Source organism: Hymenobacter daecheongensis DSM 21074, assembly GCF_900141805.1.
GTDB lineage: Bacteria > Bacteroidota > Bacteroidia > Cytophagales > Hymenobacteraceae > Hymenobacter > Hymenobacter daecheongensis.
Genome location: NZ_FQYN01000003.1, coordinates 50,852 through 65,642 on the forward strand (window position 1 = coordinate 50,852; position 14,791 = coordinate 65,642).

Genomic DNA, 14,791 nt, shown 5'->3' on the forward strand with positions numbered 1-14,791 from the left:
CAACCGGGTGGGGTTGTTGGAAGCTAAAAAGAAGCCGCGGCACGCTAAAACGCCTGCCATTTCTTCGCGTAGTGCAACCAGCTGGCCGCGCCTGCTTTCCTAGCAGGCTGATACCCATGTAAGGTACAGCTTATCCGGCTAAGAAATTTTATATCGGCCGGCTACCGCTAGTGTAGAGCTTCAGACGCCGCGTCGGCACCTGCCAAAAACAAAAGCCACCCGCACAGGGCGGGTGGCTTTGGTCGGGGCCGAATTGCTTCGGAATACTGCTTACTGGGCCGGAGCCGACGGCAGCAGCACCTGGTCGATGACGTGGGTGATGCCGTTGCTGGAAACTACGTCGGCAATCTGCACGGTGGCGTTGTTGATCATCACCTTGCCGTCTTTCACGGCCACTTTCACTTTCTCACCGTTCACGGTGGTCAGCTCCTGGCCGTCTTTCAGGTCGGCGGCCAGCAGGCGGCCGGCAATGACGTGGTAGGTGAGCACGCCCTTGAGCTTTTCCTTGCTTTCGGGCTTCATCAGGCCATCCAGCGCGCCTTTGGGCAGCGAAATAAAGGCTGAGTTGGTGGGGGCGAATACCGTGAAAGGGCCGGGGCCGCTGAGCGTACCGCCCAGGTCGGCGGCCGAAATAGCCTTGATGAGCGTACTCACGCTGGCCGCCTGCACAGCGTTCTGAATAATGCTTTTGTCCGGGGTCATGGCCACGCCGTCTACCATCACGCCTTCGGGCTTGCCCATGCGGGCCGAATCGGTAGACACCATGGCCGTGTCGGTGGCGGCATCGGCGGCGGCGGTGGTGGTGGTTTCGGTCTTGGTGGTGTCGCCGCAGCTGCTGAGGGCCAGCAGAGTGGCGGCACTTAGGGCGAAGGCGGCGGTGCGGAAGGTCTTTTTCATGGAACGCGGAACGGGGTTAAGAAGGAAGGTTGGGGAAGTTCGGGGCGAATATCAGCATATTCGGTTTCCGGGATGCTATTACCGCCCTCGAAACCCGCCAATTCGCCGGATGTTTGGCCGGTGGCCGAATTGGCTACCTTTGCGGCCGGTCCCGCGGCCTCCGGCCGCGTATAGCCGGTTTTCCCCCATCCATCTACTTTTCTTTCTTCCGCATGAAAACTGCCGAAATTCACACCAGCAAAGGCGTTATGAAAGTGGAGTTCTACGAGCAGGACGCGCCCAAAACCGTCCAGAACTTCACCGACCTGGCTAAAAAAGGCTTCTACGACGGCCTCAAGTTTCACCGCGTCATCCCGAACTTCGTGATTCAGGGCGGCTGCCCCAACTCCCGCGCCGGCGCCAAGGGCACGCCCGGCACCGGCGGCCCCGGCTACAAAATCGACTGCGAAACCAAAGGCGGCCACCAGTACCACGAGCGTGGCGCGCTGAGCATGGCCCACGCCGGCAAAAACACCGGCGGCTCACAGTTCTTCATCGTGCACAGCCGCGACAACACGGCCCACCTCGACGGCGTGCACACGGTGTTCGGCAAAGTGGTGGAAGGCGTTGACGTGATTGACCAGATCAAGCCCAACGACGAAATCCAGAAAATCGTGGTGAGCGAGCAGGCGTAGTTTGCCTCTGATAGCTGTTTGAACCAAAAAGAAGCCGTCTGCTGGTTAGCAGGCGGCTTCTTTCGCGTTGCGCGGTGGGTGAAAAACCAGGTTATATTTTCTTATCGACTATTCGGGCCTACCAGCGCTGGAAGAACCAACGGTTCTGGTTGGCTTTGTAGCTTTTGTAGTTGGGCCGGTGCAGCGCCACGCGGCCTTTGCTCACGGCCCGCACGTAGGGTGCGCGGTCGGCAGCAGCGGCTGGTGCGGAGGGCACGAGCAAAGCCAGAACGAGGAGCAGCAAGGTGAGGCGGGCGAGGAGAGCAGCGTGCATGACCAGAGAAGTTGAAAGTGTGTGGGAAAGTAGTCGCGGTAATTCCGGCAGCCGTTCTGGCCGTTGGAATGATACAAAGCAACACCACCAAACCGGCAGTTTTTCGCCGTTTCGCCGAGCAGCAGCCGGCCCTGTGCGAACAGGGTATTTTTCTCGGTGAAGCGGTTTTGGGGCGGGGCGAGCTGGAGGTCAATGCGCACCAAAAAAACACCCCGCATACCAGCCAGTATGCGGGGTGTTTTCTATCTGAACGGTTGTAGAGACGCATACTTGCGTCTCAATCGTTGAACGGTACTGGTTAAACTGGCGCGGACGCCGAGACGCAAGTATGCGTCTCTACCCCCGTCGGCGCGGCTTCTGCTCCTCCTCGTCGTCCTCGTCCTCATCCCCGCCAAAACTCGGCATGGTGAACATCGACGACAGCAGATCCTTGAACTGCGTACCCGACTGCACGCGGTTGCGCGAAATCAGGCTGTGCTCGGCCAGGCCGTGCAGGCAGAACTCCATCAGGAAGAAGGTGGTTTCGGCGTCCTCGTTGGGGTGCAAAAAGGTCACGATGCTGCGCAGGCCGGGCACCTGCTCCAGGGCGGCGTGGTAGTCTTTGTCGGCGGCGTCGCTGAGCACGTCCACGGTGTTGCCGGCGCTGAACCAGTCCTGCACCTCCTTGTAGGGGTTCGGGATGGTCTTCTTTTTCTTCTGCTTGTCGGGGTCGGGGAAGTAGGTCAGGAACAGCGTGCGGATGGCCTTGCCCATCAGCTTCTCGGCCACCAGGCCGGCCCCCTCCTGCTCGCCTTCGTATACCAGCTCCACCTTGCCGGTAAGGGCGGGCACGGCGGCCAGGAAATCGGCTATGCGGACGTAGGTTTTCTTCTCGCCGTTGATCAAAGCCCGCCGCTCGGCCGCGCTAATCAGGCTTTCGTAGGCCGCGATGGTCAGGCGGGCCGATACGCCGCTCTTGGCATCCACGAACTCCGAGGCCCGGGCCTCCACGGCCACCTGCTCCACCAGGTCGCGGATGATTTCGTTAGTGGTTACCATGCCAGCCTGGGCTTCCTTGATGCGGGCCTCCTGCCGGGTGATGCGCTTGCCGATTTCGATGGATTTCGGGTAGTGCGTGATGATCTGGGAGTCGATGCGGTCCTTGAGCGGGGTCACGATGGAGCCGCGGTTGGTGTAGTCCTCGGGGTTGGCCGTGAATACGAACTGGATATCCAGCGGCAGCCGCACCTTGAAGCCCCGGATCTGGATGTCGCCTTCCTGCAGAATGTTGAACAGCGACACCTGAATGCGGGCCTGCAGGTCGGGCAGCTCGTTTATCACGAAAATGCCGCGGTGCGAGCGGGGAATCAGGCCGAAGTGAATCACCCGCTCATCGGAGTAGGGCAGCTTCAGGGTGGCGGCCTTGATGGGGTCGGCGTCGCCGATAAGGTCGGCCACCGACACGTCGGGGGTGGCCAGCTTCTCGGTATAGCGGTCGGAGCGGTGCAGCCAGGCCACGGGCGTGTCGTCGCCTTTTTCGGCAATCAGGTTTTTGGCGTAGATGCTCAGCGGCTGCAGCGGGTCGTCGTTCAGCTCGGAGCCTTCCACTACCGGCACATACTCATCGAGCAGCTCGACCAGCAGGCGGGCAATGCGCGTTTTGGCTTGGCCCCGCAACCCCAGCAGGTTGATGTGGTGCATGCTTAGAATAGCGCGCTGCAGGTCCGGAATAACGGTTTCCTCGTAGCCGAAGATGCCGGGAAACACTTCTTCCTTGGCCTGGAGGCGGGCAATGAGGTTGTCGCGAAGCTCCTGCTTCACGGAGCGGGGCTGGTAGCCAGACTTCTTCAGGTCGCCGAGGGTGCGAATGTCGATTCGATTCATAGAGAGGGGAAAGTGCAGCGCCCACCGCAGCCAGTGGCCGGGGCGCGGAAAAGTAGTGCTATAACTGCCTGACCCGGCCATTGGTTCGAGCCCCCCAGTCGGGGCGCTGGCGGTCAGGGCCTTGGCGTGGCGCGCGGCGCTGGGCAAGTAGGCTGCACTAGAGAAGGCCGGAGTGCTGACCACCTTCGCAGTGCGCGTACAACAGGCTTGGGCCGCCAGCTCACAACCCGCGCCGGCCGGTCAAACTTTTAGCTTGCGCTGGCTTTGAAAAAAGAATATTGATATTATATATTTATAAAGTTTAATATTAAACCCGTCACTTACTCCTATGAAAAAGCTTTTCCGCGTGCTGGGCTTCACCCTGGCCGGCCTGATTTTTCTGGCGGCTTGCGCGGCTACGTTCGTGAGCGTGCGCGGCATTCCGAAATACGCCATGCCCAAACCCACGATGGCCGCCATTGCCTACACCCCGGCGCGGGTGACGCAGGGCGAAAAACTCGTGAATTCGATGTGCGCCGACTGCCACCTGGACCGGAAAACCCGGATGCTGTCGGGCCGGCGGCTCGATGACTTGCCGCCGGAATTCGGGACGCTTTACGCGGCCAATATCACCCAGGACCCCACCCACGGCATCGGTCGCTGGACCGATGCGGAGCTGGTGGGGCTGCTGCGCACCGGCATCGGCCGCGACGGCCGCTTCCGCATTGTGATGCCCAGCTTCGTGCACATGTCGGATGAAGACGTGCACAGCGTCATTGCCTACCTGCGCTCTTCGGCGGCACCGGTGCAACCCAACGCCACCCCCTCGCACCCGCAGGAGCCTTCTTTTCTGAGCAAAGCGCTGGTGAATACCGTGATGAAACCCACGCCGCTGCCCACCCGGCCGGTAGTGGCCCCCAGCCCCACCGATGCCGTGGCCTACGGCCGCTACCTGGTAGTGGGCCGCTACAAGTGCTACGACTGCCACAGCCACGACTTCAAAACCAACAACTCCCTGGAACCCGAAAAATCGGAGGGCTACCTGGCCGGCGGCACCAAGCTGCTGACCCCAACGGGCCAGGAAATCATTGCCCCCAACCTCACTTCCGACCCCGAAACCGGCCTCGGCAACTGGACCGAAACGCAGTTCGTGCAGGCCGTGCGCTACGGGCAGTCGCCCCACGGCCCGCTGCAAATGCCGATGCCCAAATTCACGCTGATGGACGAAGGCGAGGCCAAAGCTATTTTCGCGTACCTGCGCACGGTGCCGACTATCAAAAACGCGACGCCGGGAGATGGCGCGGTGGCGGCCCGGTAGCGCCCTGAGCAGATGCGGGAGATGTTGGGCTGATTGGGCCGGCCACTCTTAAAACGTAAGGAAGCTCCACACCCCCGTCAGGAACGACAGCAGCGCGAAGCTGAGGGCGTAGCAGAGCGTGAAAACCCCAAACTTGAACGTGGTTCGCCAGATGTTCTGCCCGTACATGGTTTTCAGCGCCAGCCAGAAGTAAACGCCCAGCAGAACCAACGCGCCCAGCAGAGCCGCCACCCCGAGGCCCGTAATCAGCCACAGGGCGCACACCAGCGAGAGAACCAGGAAGATGATGGTGTGCAGATGGACGGAGAAAATCAGGTGCTCATAGTAGAATTTGCTGTGCCGCCAGTAGAGCAGCAGCAGCAGCCCGGCCACCACCGGCATCAGCAGAAACATCATCAGGGAGGCATTCTTCACCACGCGGTGCAGCAGCTCGCGGCTCTGTTCCAGCACGCCTTCCCGCATCCCTTCCCGCCGCGTTAGCGGACTCATGATCCGGGCCGTCTGGCGCAGCAGCGTGCGGTTGTACCAGCTAGTGGCCTGCCCGTGGGCGCGTAGGGTCGAATCGAGGCGGGCGGGGTTGGCGTAGCGCATGGCCACGAAGGCTCCGCGGGGCAAAACCAGCGTGAACGGACGCTTTTCGGCCGTGGGAGTACCCGTATAGTTCAGCCCTACTGCCAGGAGCTGCCGGTTGCTTTGGGCGAGTAAAAGGCTGTCGGCCCGCGTCTGGAGCACCAGCAGGCGGGCGTACTGCCGCTCCAACTCGGCCGCGCCAGCGGCCGCAGTAGAGCCCGGCCGCCGCCGTGCTGCCCGCAAACTATCCAGCAGCTGCTGCTCAAATTCTTTGTAAAACTGCGTAAAGCGCGGCTGCGCGGCCACGGCCGGCGGTACGCCCTGCGCGACCAGCTGCCGCTGAAACCGGGCTTCGCTCTGCTGCTGCTGGGTCAGGTTGGCTTCGTCTACGGTGAGCTTGGTATCGGAGAGCTTCGTGACCAGAAAGAAAAAGATCAGGCTGACGAAGATGTACAGCCGCACGGGCGGCACGTAGCGGGCCCGGCGGCCCGCCACGAAGTCGTGGGTAATCTGGCCGGGGCGCGTAAATAGGGTGCGGGCCGTGGTCCAGAACTTGGCGTCGAAATGGAAGATTCCCTCAATCAGCTCATACAGCAGATGGCCCAGCGGCACTTTCAAATCGTGGTTTTCCTGGCCACAGGTGGGGCAAAAGTTGGCGGCCGAAGCCAGCGAAGTACCACAGTTGGGGCAGACGGCCGTCTTGCGCCGGTGTTTCGACATAGCGGGGTATTCTGAGCACGCTTATTCAAGAGGATAGAAAGGCCCGGCAGCTATTTGCCCCGGCCCACTAGCATGGTCACAAAAAAAGGAGAAAATCCGTAGACCTTCTCCTTTTTTCTGCGCAACGCCCGAGTTAAAGCGTCTTGCGACGGTTCTTTTTGTAGTCTTCGAACACCAGGTGGCCCAGACCTTTCAGGCCACTGAAGTAAGCCTTGCCCTGGTTTACCTGCGTAAACTCCTCCACGAACTGCTGCAGATACGGGTCGGTGGCAATCATGAAGGTGGTTATGGGCACTTTGAGGCGGCGGGCGGCGGCGGCCAGGTTCAGGGTTTTGTTCACCACTTTGCGGTCCAGCCCAAAGCTGTTTTTATAGTAGCCGTTCCCTTCCTTCAGGCAGGTGGGCTTGCCGTCCGTAATCATGAAAATCTGCTTGTTGGGCGTTTTGCGCTTGCGCAGCAGATCCAGGGCCAATTCCAGGCCGGCCACCGTGTTGGTGTGGTAGGGGCCCACTTCGAGGTAGGGCAAATCCTTGACCGTTATGGGCCAGGCGTCGTTGCCGAACACGATGATGTCGAGGAAATCCTTGGGGTATTTCTGCTTCACCAGCTCGGCCAGGGCCATAGCTACTTTTTTGGCGGGCGTGATGCGGTCCTCGCCGTAGAGAATCATCGAGTGCGAGATGTCAATCATCAGCACGGTGCTGGTCTGGGTTTTGTGCTCGGTTTCGCGCACTTCCAGGTCGCCCTCAGCCAGCATAAAATCATCCGTCAGGCCGTGGTTGAGCTGGGCGTTGCGGATGCTTTCGGTCATCGAAATCTGGTCCACCGCGTCGCCGAAGCGGAACTCGCGCAGGTCGGTGCTCAGTTCGTCGCCCTGGCCTACCTGCGGGGTGCGGTGGTTGCCGGTGTTGCCCTTTTTGAGCTTGCCGAAAATCTCCTCCAAGGCACTTTTGCGGATACCCTGCTCGGTTTTGGGCGTAATCTTGAAAGCCCCCCGCTCCTGCTCATTCTCATCGATGTAGCCCTTCTTTTTCAGGTCGTCGATGAAGTTGCCGATGCCGTACTCCCCGTCGGTGAGGTTGTACTGCTTGTCCAGCTCATTAAGCCACGAAAGTGCCTCCCCCACGTCGCCCGACGTGATGGTGACCAGCTGCATGAATATCTTAAAGAGCGACTCAAACCCTTTTTCGGGCGAGTCGTCGGGCACAAAATCACGGAAACGGAAACCAGCGGCCATAGGAAAGGAATTTAGGAACTCAGAACAACCGGCCGGTCCGCAATGTTCGTTTGGGGTGCGCAGGAACAAAAACACCTGTCATCCTGAGCAGAGCGAAGGACCTTCCTCTTGTAGCACTGCAACTCGTGCTTCAATGTCTAAAGCCCCCTTGCCTGCGAACGGTGAAGGCTTTGCTCATTTAGAGGAGCTTTTTACTTAACGGAGGCAGGTCCTTCGCAAGCTCAGGATGACAGGTGATTGTCCAAGCCCCCACCACCCAAGCCCCCCAACAACCATGAAAGCCATCTGGAACGACACCGTACTCGCGGAAAGCAACGACACCGTGGTAGTCGAAAACAACCACTACTTCCCCGCCGAATCTATCAACAAAGAGTTGTTCGAGGACAGCATTGCCCACACGTCCTGCCCCTGGAAAGGCCGCGCCAGCTACTATTCGGTGCGGGTGAATGGGGAGCTGAACAAAGATGCCGCCTGGTACTATCCCGAGCCTAAAGAGGCTGCCCAGCAGATAAAAGGCCGCGTGGCATTCTGGAAAGGCGTAAAAGTGGTAGAATAAGCAGCAAAATCGGCGCTGCCGGCCTACTTTCGCGGGTGGCCGGTACGTTCCGGTCGTTATTTCCCGCAATGCGCTTTTCTTTTTCCCTGCTCAGCCTCGCCGCCCTGGCCGCTATTTCGGCCTGCGACAGCACCCGCGAAACCACCTCCGGCCAGCCCAACCCCACGGCCTCCCGCACCCCAGCTGCCGCCGCGCCCGAGCGCCCCGGCTTCCGCAAAACCCTGACCAGCGGCTCCTACACCTATACCATCAGCACCAGCGGCCCCGTGGGGCAGCGGCAGCTGGCCGTGCGGGCCGAGCAGGCCGGCCAAGAGCTGACTACTGCCCAGGATACCATTGCGGGCGAAGTGCAGGATGCCCAGCTGGCCAGGCTCACCACCGGCCCCGGCGACGAGCTGCTGGTATTCGTGGAAGGCATCGGCAGCGGCTCCTACGGCGAGGTGCGCGGCTACTGGTTCGGCGGCCAAGACTGGGAACGGATGGAGCCCCTGCCTAAGCTCGCCGGCCCCGCCGCCCGCGGCTACCAGGGCCAGGACAAATTTCGAGTGCAGGGCCGCGAGCTGGTGCGCACCTTCCCTATCTATCTTCCCACCGACGCCAACTGCTGCCCCAGCGGCGGCACCCGTATCATTCGCTACGTGCTGCCCGAAAGCAGCCTCGCCTTCCGGCAAGCAAGCGTGGTGAACGAGGCTCCGGTAGCGCAGTAGCAAATCTTCTGGACCAAGGAATAGCCGCAGCGCGGCGGCAGGTTTGTAGAGAATTGTGTCTAAAGTAATTCAAAGCCGCGTAGCGGTGACAGAGTCGTTCGGGCGGTTCTGTCACCGCTACGCGGCTTTTGCGTTTTTGCCTATTCGGATTCCACAAATCTGTCGCCGCTATGCGGCTGTTCAGAGGAGAAAGGCCCTTCTAGGTGCGCTGTTCAGACTATAAAAAGCCGGTTTTTGAATACTGTATAGCAATGAGCAGGGCCAGCTTCCGCTTGGAAACTGGCCCTGCTCATTGTAATAAAGACTGACTTACTCAATCCACTTGAACTTGTATTCGAGCTTGGGCACCGGCATGCGGTCGGCGACGCGGCGCAGGCGGTTAGGCAGGGCCATGATGTAGTCGCGGGCTTTTTCGGCGGCGTCGTTCAGGTCCGTTACCTGGTCGAGCTTCCAGGTGGTGATGAGGCTTTCCAGAATATCGGTGTAGTCCTGGCTGGTATACACGCCCAGGCGCTGGGCAGCGTCGGTGAAGTGGCCGAAGGTTTTGCCCATTTCTACGCCCATCTCGCGCATGTAGTGCGCCGGCATCACGATTTTCTTGCGCATCATGTCCTCGAAGGCCAGCATCATTTCCGAGGGGTCTACCTCGAAAATCTTCTCCACGAAGGTCTGGTACACGCGGGCGTGGCGGGCTTCGTCGCCAGCAATCATACCGCAGATCTTGGACAGCTGCGCGTCGCCGGCTTTGCGGGCCAGCGTGCCCACGCGGCGGTGCGAGAGGTTGGTGGCCGCCTCCTGGTAGCTGGTATAAACGAAGGCGCGGTAGGGGTCGTGGGCCGTGCCCAGGTCGAAGCCGTCGGAAATCAGGTACTGGGTGCTCACTTCAAACTCGCGCATATTCACGCGCCCCGAGAGGTACAGATAGCGGTTGAGCAGGTCGCCGTGGCGGTTTTCCTCGGCCGTCCAGCCCCGAATCCACTGCGCCCAGCCGTTGTCGGGGTCCTTATTCATATCATCGAGCTGATGGAACCAGGCCTCGTAGTTGGGCAGCGCTTCTTCCGTAATCGTGTCGCCGATGAGCACGGCCAGCAGGTCGTAGCTGAGGCCCTGAGCAGCTTCGCGCAGGGATTTCACTTCGTCGAAAAACGTTTCGGAACGCGAGTCGGGAATGTAGTCGGAAGGCTGCCAGCTTTCATCAACCTTTTTCAGGAAACCATCGAGGTTAGCTTTCAGAAAGGGTTCGAGATGCTGAAGCACCTCCGCGCGGGAGGCTACAGTTGCAATCATGGCAGAGGAGATTCGAAAATGAATAGGGAGTCAAATGTAGGCATTCACCCAGCACTGATACGACAGGCAGGGACCAACTACGCGTTACAAAATTTTGGCTTTTGCCATTATTCCGCTAATTCTGTCCGCACCCGGTAGCGTTGAGGTAAAGCGGCATCCGGCTCTGGAAGCGAGCCGGCAGCGCGGATTGTGATGGCCGGCTGTCCGGCCGGGCTACTGACCCTCAGATAAGTACGTAACCAAGAAGCCGCTTCCAGCGTGAGCAGCCAATCGACATGGGGGCGGTCGGCGAGGCGGCGCAGGGCGGCGGGCAGCGAGCGGGTGCCCGTGAGGTGCTGCCGCAGCGCCGGCTGTGAGGGGTCGAGCGTGATCCAGCCGGTGAGGCTGAGCACGGAACGGGGCGCAAAGCTGGGTTCCTGAAACGGCGACCAGGACTTGAAAAGCGTTTCGAGCCCGGCCACTACCCATACTGGCTCAACGGCGGCACGCTGCAATTGGTGCAGCCGGGCCACATTTTGCCCTTGTTCCCGGCGCAGCACCTGCACGCGGTGCCCGGTTTTGAACCCATACAGCGCCCCAATCAGCAGCAGCGCCAGGGTGCTCAGCGGCGTGAGGCGCACCGGCCGGCGCGGCACCGACAGCACGTAGCTCAGGGTGCTGAGCACCCACAGCCCCACCACCGGCAGGCCCAGGCGCGGCGGGAACTTCAGCCCGAGGCCCAGCCCAAAAATCAGCAGCAAGTAGCCGGCCTGCGCCAGCCAGAACCGGCGGCGCCCCTCATAGCGGCGCGGATTGCGCAGCACTTCCAGGTACAGCGCCAAGTTTAGCAGCAGTAGCGGAAAATAGTCGCGGGCCAGCTGGCTGAACAGGGCCGCGAGCTTGGCGGGCACCTGCTCGCGCACGAAAGTGCCGCCGCTGAAGTAGGCCGTGCGCTGAAACAGGCCCTCGTTCACCAAGGCCGAATCGCCCAGCGCCCAGAGTTGCACGGCCCGGATGCCGAGGCTGTCGGGGGCGGTGCGGGGGCGGGTTTGGTAGAGGTGAAAATCGTTCAGGTTCGACTTGAGCACGTCGAGGGCGCGGTAGGTGGTTTGGGCCGGAGTGCGCGTGAAGGTGAGCGTAAGCTGGGCCGCACCCAGCACCAGTACCACCACGGCCAGCAGCACCAGCGCCCGCCGCCGCGCCAGCCACAGCGCCCCCGGCGCGGCCGCCAGCAGCCCCAGCAGCGCCGCACTCGGCCGAATGAGAAAGGCCAGGCTGATGGCCAGCAGCCCCAGCAGCAGCGCTGCCCGCCGCTCGGCACGCTGGGCCGCAAACAGCAGTCCGCCGCCCGCCAGCAGAATCGGCACGCGCACGTAGTTAAACCAGAGCGCGTGCTCCAGCCACGCCACCCCGAAAAACAGCACCAGCGCCCCGACCAGCGCCCCCGGAGCCAGGTGCGGGCGCAGTAGCCGGTCGAGCACCGCAAAAACCAGCACCGCGGCGGCGTAGAGCAGCGCGTAGAGCAGCACCGCGTACCAGGGCACTGCCGGAACGTGCGCGTAGAGCAGAGCCAGCAGCGCGGCCAGCCCATGAAAGTAGAGGTGCAGGTCCGTCACGGGGGCCGCCGCCGTCACGCCGCGCAGCAGCAGGGTGATGGCCGCGTCGTCGTTGGTTTCATAGTAGCAGCCCAGCGCAAAGCCCGCCAGCCCCAGCAGCAGCGCCGGCAGCAGAACAACGCGCAGGAGTTTGGGGCTGGTCAACTGGCGGTTTTGGGGGGTGACGGACGGCGCGGAATGTCCGCCCGCGTCATCTGGTGCTCAAATGTACCCAACTCCCTTGTACTGAAAACCCTCGCCGGATAAGCAGGGAATTGAGGTGACCGCTGCTAGTGTGTTGGTCGCCGCCGGCTGCCCAGCGGCCAGTTCCGGGCAATATTCGGTTGCTTTGCAGCGTGAAGCCTCTCTCCTCCCGTTTGCCCGACCTGACGCTGCTATTTGTAGTGCTCTTCACGGTGGCCTATTACCTGCTCACCCACGAAGGCCTCTACGACCTCGACGACTACTTCTACGCCCGCTACGCCCAGCAGCTGGCCAGCGGTACCTTCCGCGTCGTGCCCGATCCGCAGGGGCTACTGCACGATCCATTGAAGGAGCGGTGGCTGATTTTCGGGCCGGTGGCGGGGCTGTACAGGCTGTTTGGCGTGAACATCATCAGCAGCACGCTATGGCCGCTGCTGGCTACCGTGGGCTGCGCCGTGGTTATCTGGCGGCGGTATCGGCGGCGCGAGCCGGTGGTGGCGGCCGCGGCCATGCTGCTGCTGGGGCTGCACTACTTCACACTTAATCTAACCAATTATCTGTACCCTGACAACATTCTGATGTTCTGGTGCCTGTGCTGCGCCATGGTGCTGCTGCACGGGCGGCAGATGCCGCGCCGGCCGCTGGCCTGGGGCGTGGGGTTTGCCCTGCTCAACTTCGCGGCGCTGCTCAGCAAAGAAACCATCGTGTACTACCTGCCTTTCTATGTAGGCGTGCTGGGGCGGGATGTTTGGCGGGGGCAAAACGGCCGGTTCTGGAGCGCGGCGCTGCTCGGTGGCACGGTGCTGGTGGCGGGCTACCTGGCCTTCTATCAGGTTTTCACCCACGATGCGCTCTACCGCATTCACCTCATCGAACACACCAACGAGTTTCTGAAGGAAGGCAATTTTCTACTCGGCAACCGGGCCGCGCTGCTGGCCCGCGTCACGTACCAGCCGCTGGCGTTTCTGGTAGGCACCGGGCTGGGCGTGGCGCTGCTGCTGGCAGTGGCCGCCGCGCTGGGTCGCCGCCAACACCCACCTTCCGACGCGGGCTTCTGGCTGGCCCTGGCGGCCTCCACGCTGGCATTCTACTGGCTGGGCAGCACCTCACTCAGCCAATACAACCCCATCACGCTGCTGCCGCGCATGACCACGCCGCTGCTGCCGCCGCTGTGCCTGGCCGCCGGCTTCGGCCTGCGCGACTTTGTGCGCACCGGGCGCGGCGGCGGCTGGCTGGCCCTGGGCCTGCTGCTGTGCGCGGGCTGGCTGCACAACAGCCTTTCGATTCTGTACGGCGGGCTGGCGCTGTATTTCGGGGCGGCGGCGGGGCTGGCGGGCTTCGCGCTGCTGCACCCGACTGCGGTAGGCGCGGCTTGGTGCCGGCCGGGCACGGGCGCTTTCGCGGCATTGGCGGTGGTGGCATTGGCAGCCATGCTGGCCGTGCGGCCCGTGTATTTTATGCAGAAGCCCCGCGTGTCGGCGCACTTTGCGCAGCAGCGAATATTGCGGCAGCACCTGGCGGGGCCGGTGCGCGGCGTGGTGTTCGTTGATGAGTTTTTGCTGGGCAACTACGACTTTTCCTATGGCTTCCGGGTGCCCGCCGGTCTGCGCTTCCGCCGCTACGCCGCTGCCGACTCGGTGCAACTGGTGCCTGGTGAGCCAGCCTGGCTGCTGCTCAACCACGCCACGCTCACTAACGACGAGTTGACGCGCAAGCTGATCCGCTATTCCGCCCCCGACGTGCTGGCTCGCTTCCCGCGCCGGCAACTAGTGGCGCAGGATGGCCGGGTAGAGCTGTACCGGGTGCGGTAGGTCGCTGTGAAGAGTTATCAATCCAATGCAGACTTTTGAACGGTGTAGAGACGCATAGTTGCGTCTCGTCATTGAACGACAATCGTTGTGCTGGCGCGAACGACAAGACGCAACTATGCGTCTCTACATCGTTTCACTGCCCTTTCCGCAGCCGGGCGTATGCGCCCAGCACCCGGTCGAGAAGCTGAGGGGACTGGGTTTCAAGCAGCAGGCCATACAGCTCCGCGCCTTTCCGGAAATTGCCCCAGCGCACGGCCTGGCGTAATTCCCAGCGCAGGCGCACGGCCAGCGCGGCCCGCTCGTCAGGGGTGCGGCAGAGCAGCAGGGCCTTGCGGCACACCCGGATGGTGGAGGCCAGAAACGGGTCGTGGGGCCGGTAGCCGCGCCTGGACATGGAGGCCGGGTGCAGCCGCTTCCGGGTGGTTACGGCGTCGAGAAAGTAGAACTGAAAGTCGCGGGCGGCCCGCACCCAGAAGTCGAAGTCCTCGTAGGCCAGCGTCTCGTCGTAGCCGTCCAGGTGAGCCAGCGTGGCGCGGCGCATCAGCATGGTGGGCGTGCTGATAAAGTAGCGGCGCAGCACTTCGGCAAAAACATGGCCCGAGGCCGGGCGCGGGTGCGGCTGGCCCTGCGCATCACGGCGGTAGTGGTAGCGCACGGGGCGGGAGTCCTCATCGATCAGCTCAGCATCCGAATACACCACGCCGTAGCTGGCATCGAGGCGCTGGAAGGCGGCTACCTGCTCGGCTACGCGGGTGGGCAGCAGCACGTCGTCGGTGGCGAAGTCGATTATAAATTCGCCGTGGGACTGGCGAAACGCCCGGTTGAAGGCAGCGCAGTTGCCGATGTTTTCGGGCAGAAAAATGGTTTTCCAGCCGGGGTTGGCCGCCGCGTATTCGCGCAGAATGGCCACGCTCTCGTCCGTGCTGGCATCATCTACCAGCCACACTTCCAGGTTCGGGTAGGTCTGGGCCAAGATTGAATCCAGCGCCTCGCGCACGAAGCGGGCGTGGTTGTAGCACAGCGCCACGATGGTGACGAGCGGCAAGGCCTCGAAGTGGTTGGCGGTAGTATTCATCCGATA

Annotated in this window: 14 protein-coding genes; 6 read left to right on the forward strand and 8 right to left on the reverse strand. The window is 62.0% G+C overall.

Annotated features, from left to right (window positions below; translation table 11 throughout):
- Window positions 1-270: 270 nt before the first annotated feature.
- Window positions 271-897: a fasciclin domain-containing protein gene (locus tag BUB62_RS05925; protein WP_084538864.1), complete on the reverse strand. Its 627-nt coding sequence runs from the start codon at window positions 895-897 to the stop codon at window positions 271-273.
- 212 nt (window positions 898-1,109) lie between these two features.
- Between BUB62_RS05925 and BUB62_RS05930 the strand changes: the two genes are divergently transcribed.
- On the forward strand, window positions 1,110-1,571 hold the full coding sequence (locus BUB62_RS05930) for a peptidylprolyl isomerase (RefSeq protein WP_073107465.1): 462 nt from the start codon (window positions 1,110-1,112) through the stop codon (window positions 1,569-1,571).
- A gap of 118 nt (window positions 1,572-1,689) precedes the next feature.
- Here the strand turns inward: BUB62_RS05930 and BUB62_RS05935 are convergent, their stop codons facing one another.
- Entirely contained in the window at window positions 1,690-1,884 is a 195-nt protein-coding gene (locus tag BUB62_RS05935; RefSeq protein WP_073107467.1) for a hypothetical protein, read from the reverse strand.
- Between the two features lie 68 nt (window positions 1,885-1,952).
- Between BUB62_RS05935 and BUB62_RS05940 the strand changes: the two genes are divergently transcribed.
- Window positions 1,953-2,144 (forward strand): hypothetical protein, encoded by a 192-nt coding sequence (locus BUB62_RS05940; RefSeq protein ID WP_073107468.1) that lies wholly within the window; start codon window positions 1,953-1,955, stop codon window positions 2,142-2,144.
- Window positions 2,145-2,220: 76 nt separating this feature from the next.
- Here BUB62_RS05940 and BUB62_RS05945 read toward each other — a convergent pair whose 3' ends face one another.
- On the reverse strand, window positions 2,221-3,747 hold the full coding sequence (locus BUB62_RS05945; protein WP_143164048.1) for a sigma 54-interacting transcriptional regulator: 1,527 nt from the start codon (window positions 3,745-3,747) through the stop codon (window positions 2,221-2,223).
- 328 nt (window positions 3,748-4,075) lie between these two features.
- Here BUB62_RS05945 and BUB62_RS05950 point away from each other — a divergent pair, with 328 nt between their 5' ends.
- Entirely contained in the window at window positions 4,076-5,044 is a 969-nt protein-coding gene (locus tag BUB62_RS05950) for a c-type cytochrome (RefSeq protein ID WP_073107471.1), read from the forward strand.
- Window positions 5,045-5,092: 48 nt separating this feature from the next.
- Here the strand turns inward: BUB62_RS05950 and BUB62_RS05955 are convergent, their stop codons facing one another.
- On the reverse strand, window positions 5,093-6,334 hold the full coding sequence (locus tag BUB62_RS05955) for a DUF3667 domain-containing protein (protein WP_073107472.1): 1,242 nt from the start codon (window positions 6,332-6,334) through the stop codon (window positions 5,093-5,095).
- Window positions 6,335-6,467: 133 nt separating this feature from the next.
- Window positions 6,468-7,571, reverse strand: coding sequence for a vWA domain-containing protein (locus BUB62_RS05960; RefSeq protein ID WP_073107475.1), 1,104 nt, complete (start codon window positions 7,569-7,571; stop codon window positions 6,468-6,470).
- Window positions 7,572-7,845: 274 nt separating this feature from the next.
- Here BUB62_RS05960 and BUB62_RS05965 point away from each other — a divergent pair, with 274 nt between their 5' ends.
- Together BUB62_RS05965 and BUB62_RS05970 are read left to right on the forward strand one after the other, a co-directional pair.
- The gene (locus BUB62_RS05965) at window positions 7,846-8,127 is read left to right on the forward strand and encodes a DUF427 domain-containing protein (protein ID WP_073107476.1); all 282 of its coding nucleotides are present in this window, start codon (window positions 7,846-7,848) and stop codon (window positions 8,125-8,127) included.
- 68 nt (window positions 8,128-8,195) lie between these two features.
- Window positions 8,196-8,834, forward strand: a complete 639-nt coding sequence (locus tag BUB62_RS05970) for a hypothetical protein (RefSeq protein WP_073107479.1) — start codon at window positions 8,196-8,198, stop codon at window positions 8,832-8,834.
- A 309-nt stretch (window positions 8,835-9,143) separates the two neighbouring features.
- Here the strand turns inward: BUB62_RS05970 and BUB62_RS05975 are convergent, their stop codons facing one another.
- Both BUB62_RS05975 and BUB62_RS05980 read right to left on the reverse strand, forming a co-directional pair.
- A complete protein-coding gene (locus BUB62_RS05975) occupies window positions 9,144-10,121 on the reverse strand; it encodes an acyl-ACP desaturase (RefSeq protein ID WP_073107480.1) in 978 nt (325 codons plus the stop codon).
- Between the two features lie 107 nt (window positions 10,122-10,228).
- The gene (locus BUB62_RS05980) at window positions 10,229-11,860 is read right to left on the reverse strand and encodes a hypothetical protein (RefSeq protein ID WP_073107482.1); all 1,632 of its coding nucleotides are present in this window, start codon (window positions 11,858-11,860) and stop codon (window positions 10,229-10,231) included.
- 191 nt (window positions 11,861-12,051) lie between these two features.
- On the opposite strand from BUB62_RS05980, the gene BUB62_RS05985 reads away from it, so the two are divergent.
- Entirely contained in the window at window positions 12,052-13,710 is a 1,659-nt protein-coding gene (locus BUB62_RS05985; RefSeq protein WP_159437411.1) for a glycosyltransferase family 39 protein, read from the forward strand.
- A 133-nt stretch (window positions 13,711-13,843) separates the two neighbouring features.
- Here BUB62_RS05985 and BUB62_RS05990 read toward each other — a convergent pair whose 3' ends face one another.
- A complete protein-coding gene (locus tag BUB62_RS05990; protein ID WP_073107486.1) occupies window positions 13,844-14,785 on the reverse strand; it encodes a glycosyltransferase in 942 nt (313 codons plus the stop codon).
- Window positions 14,786-14,791 lie beyond the last annotated feature (6 nt).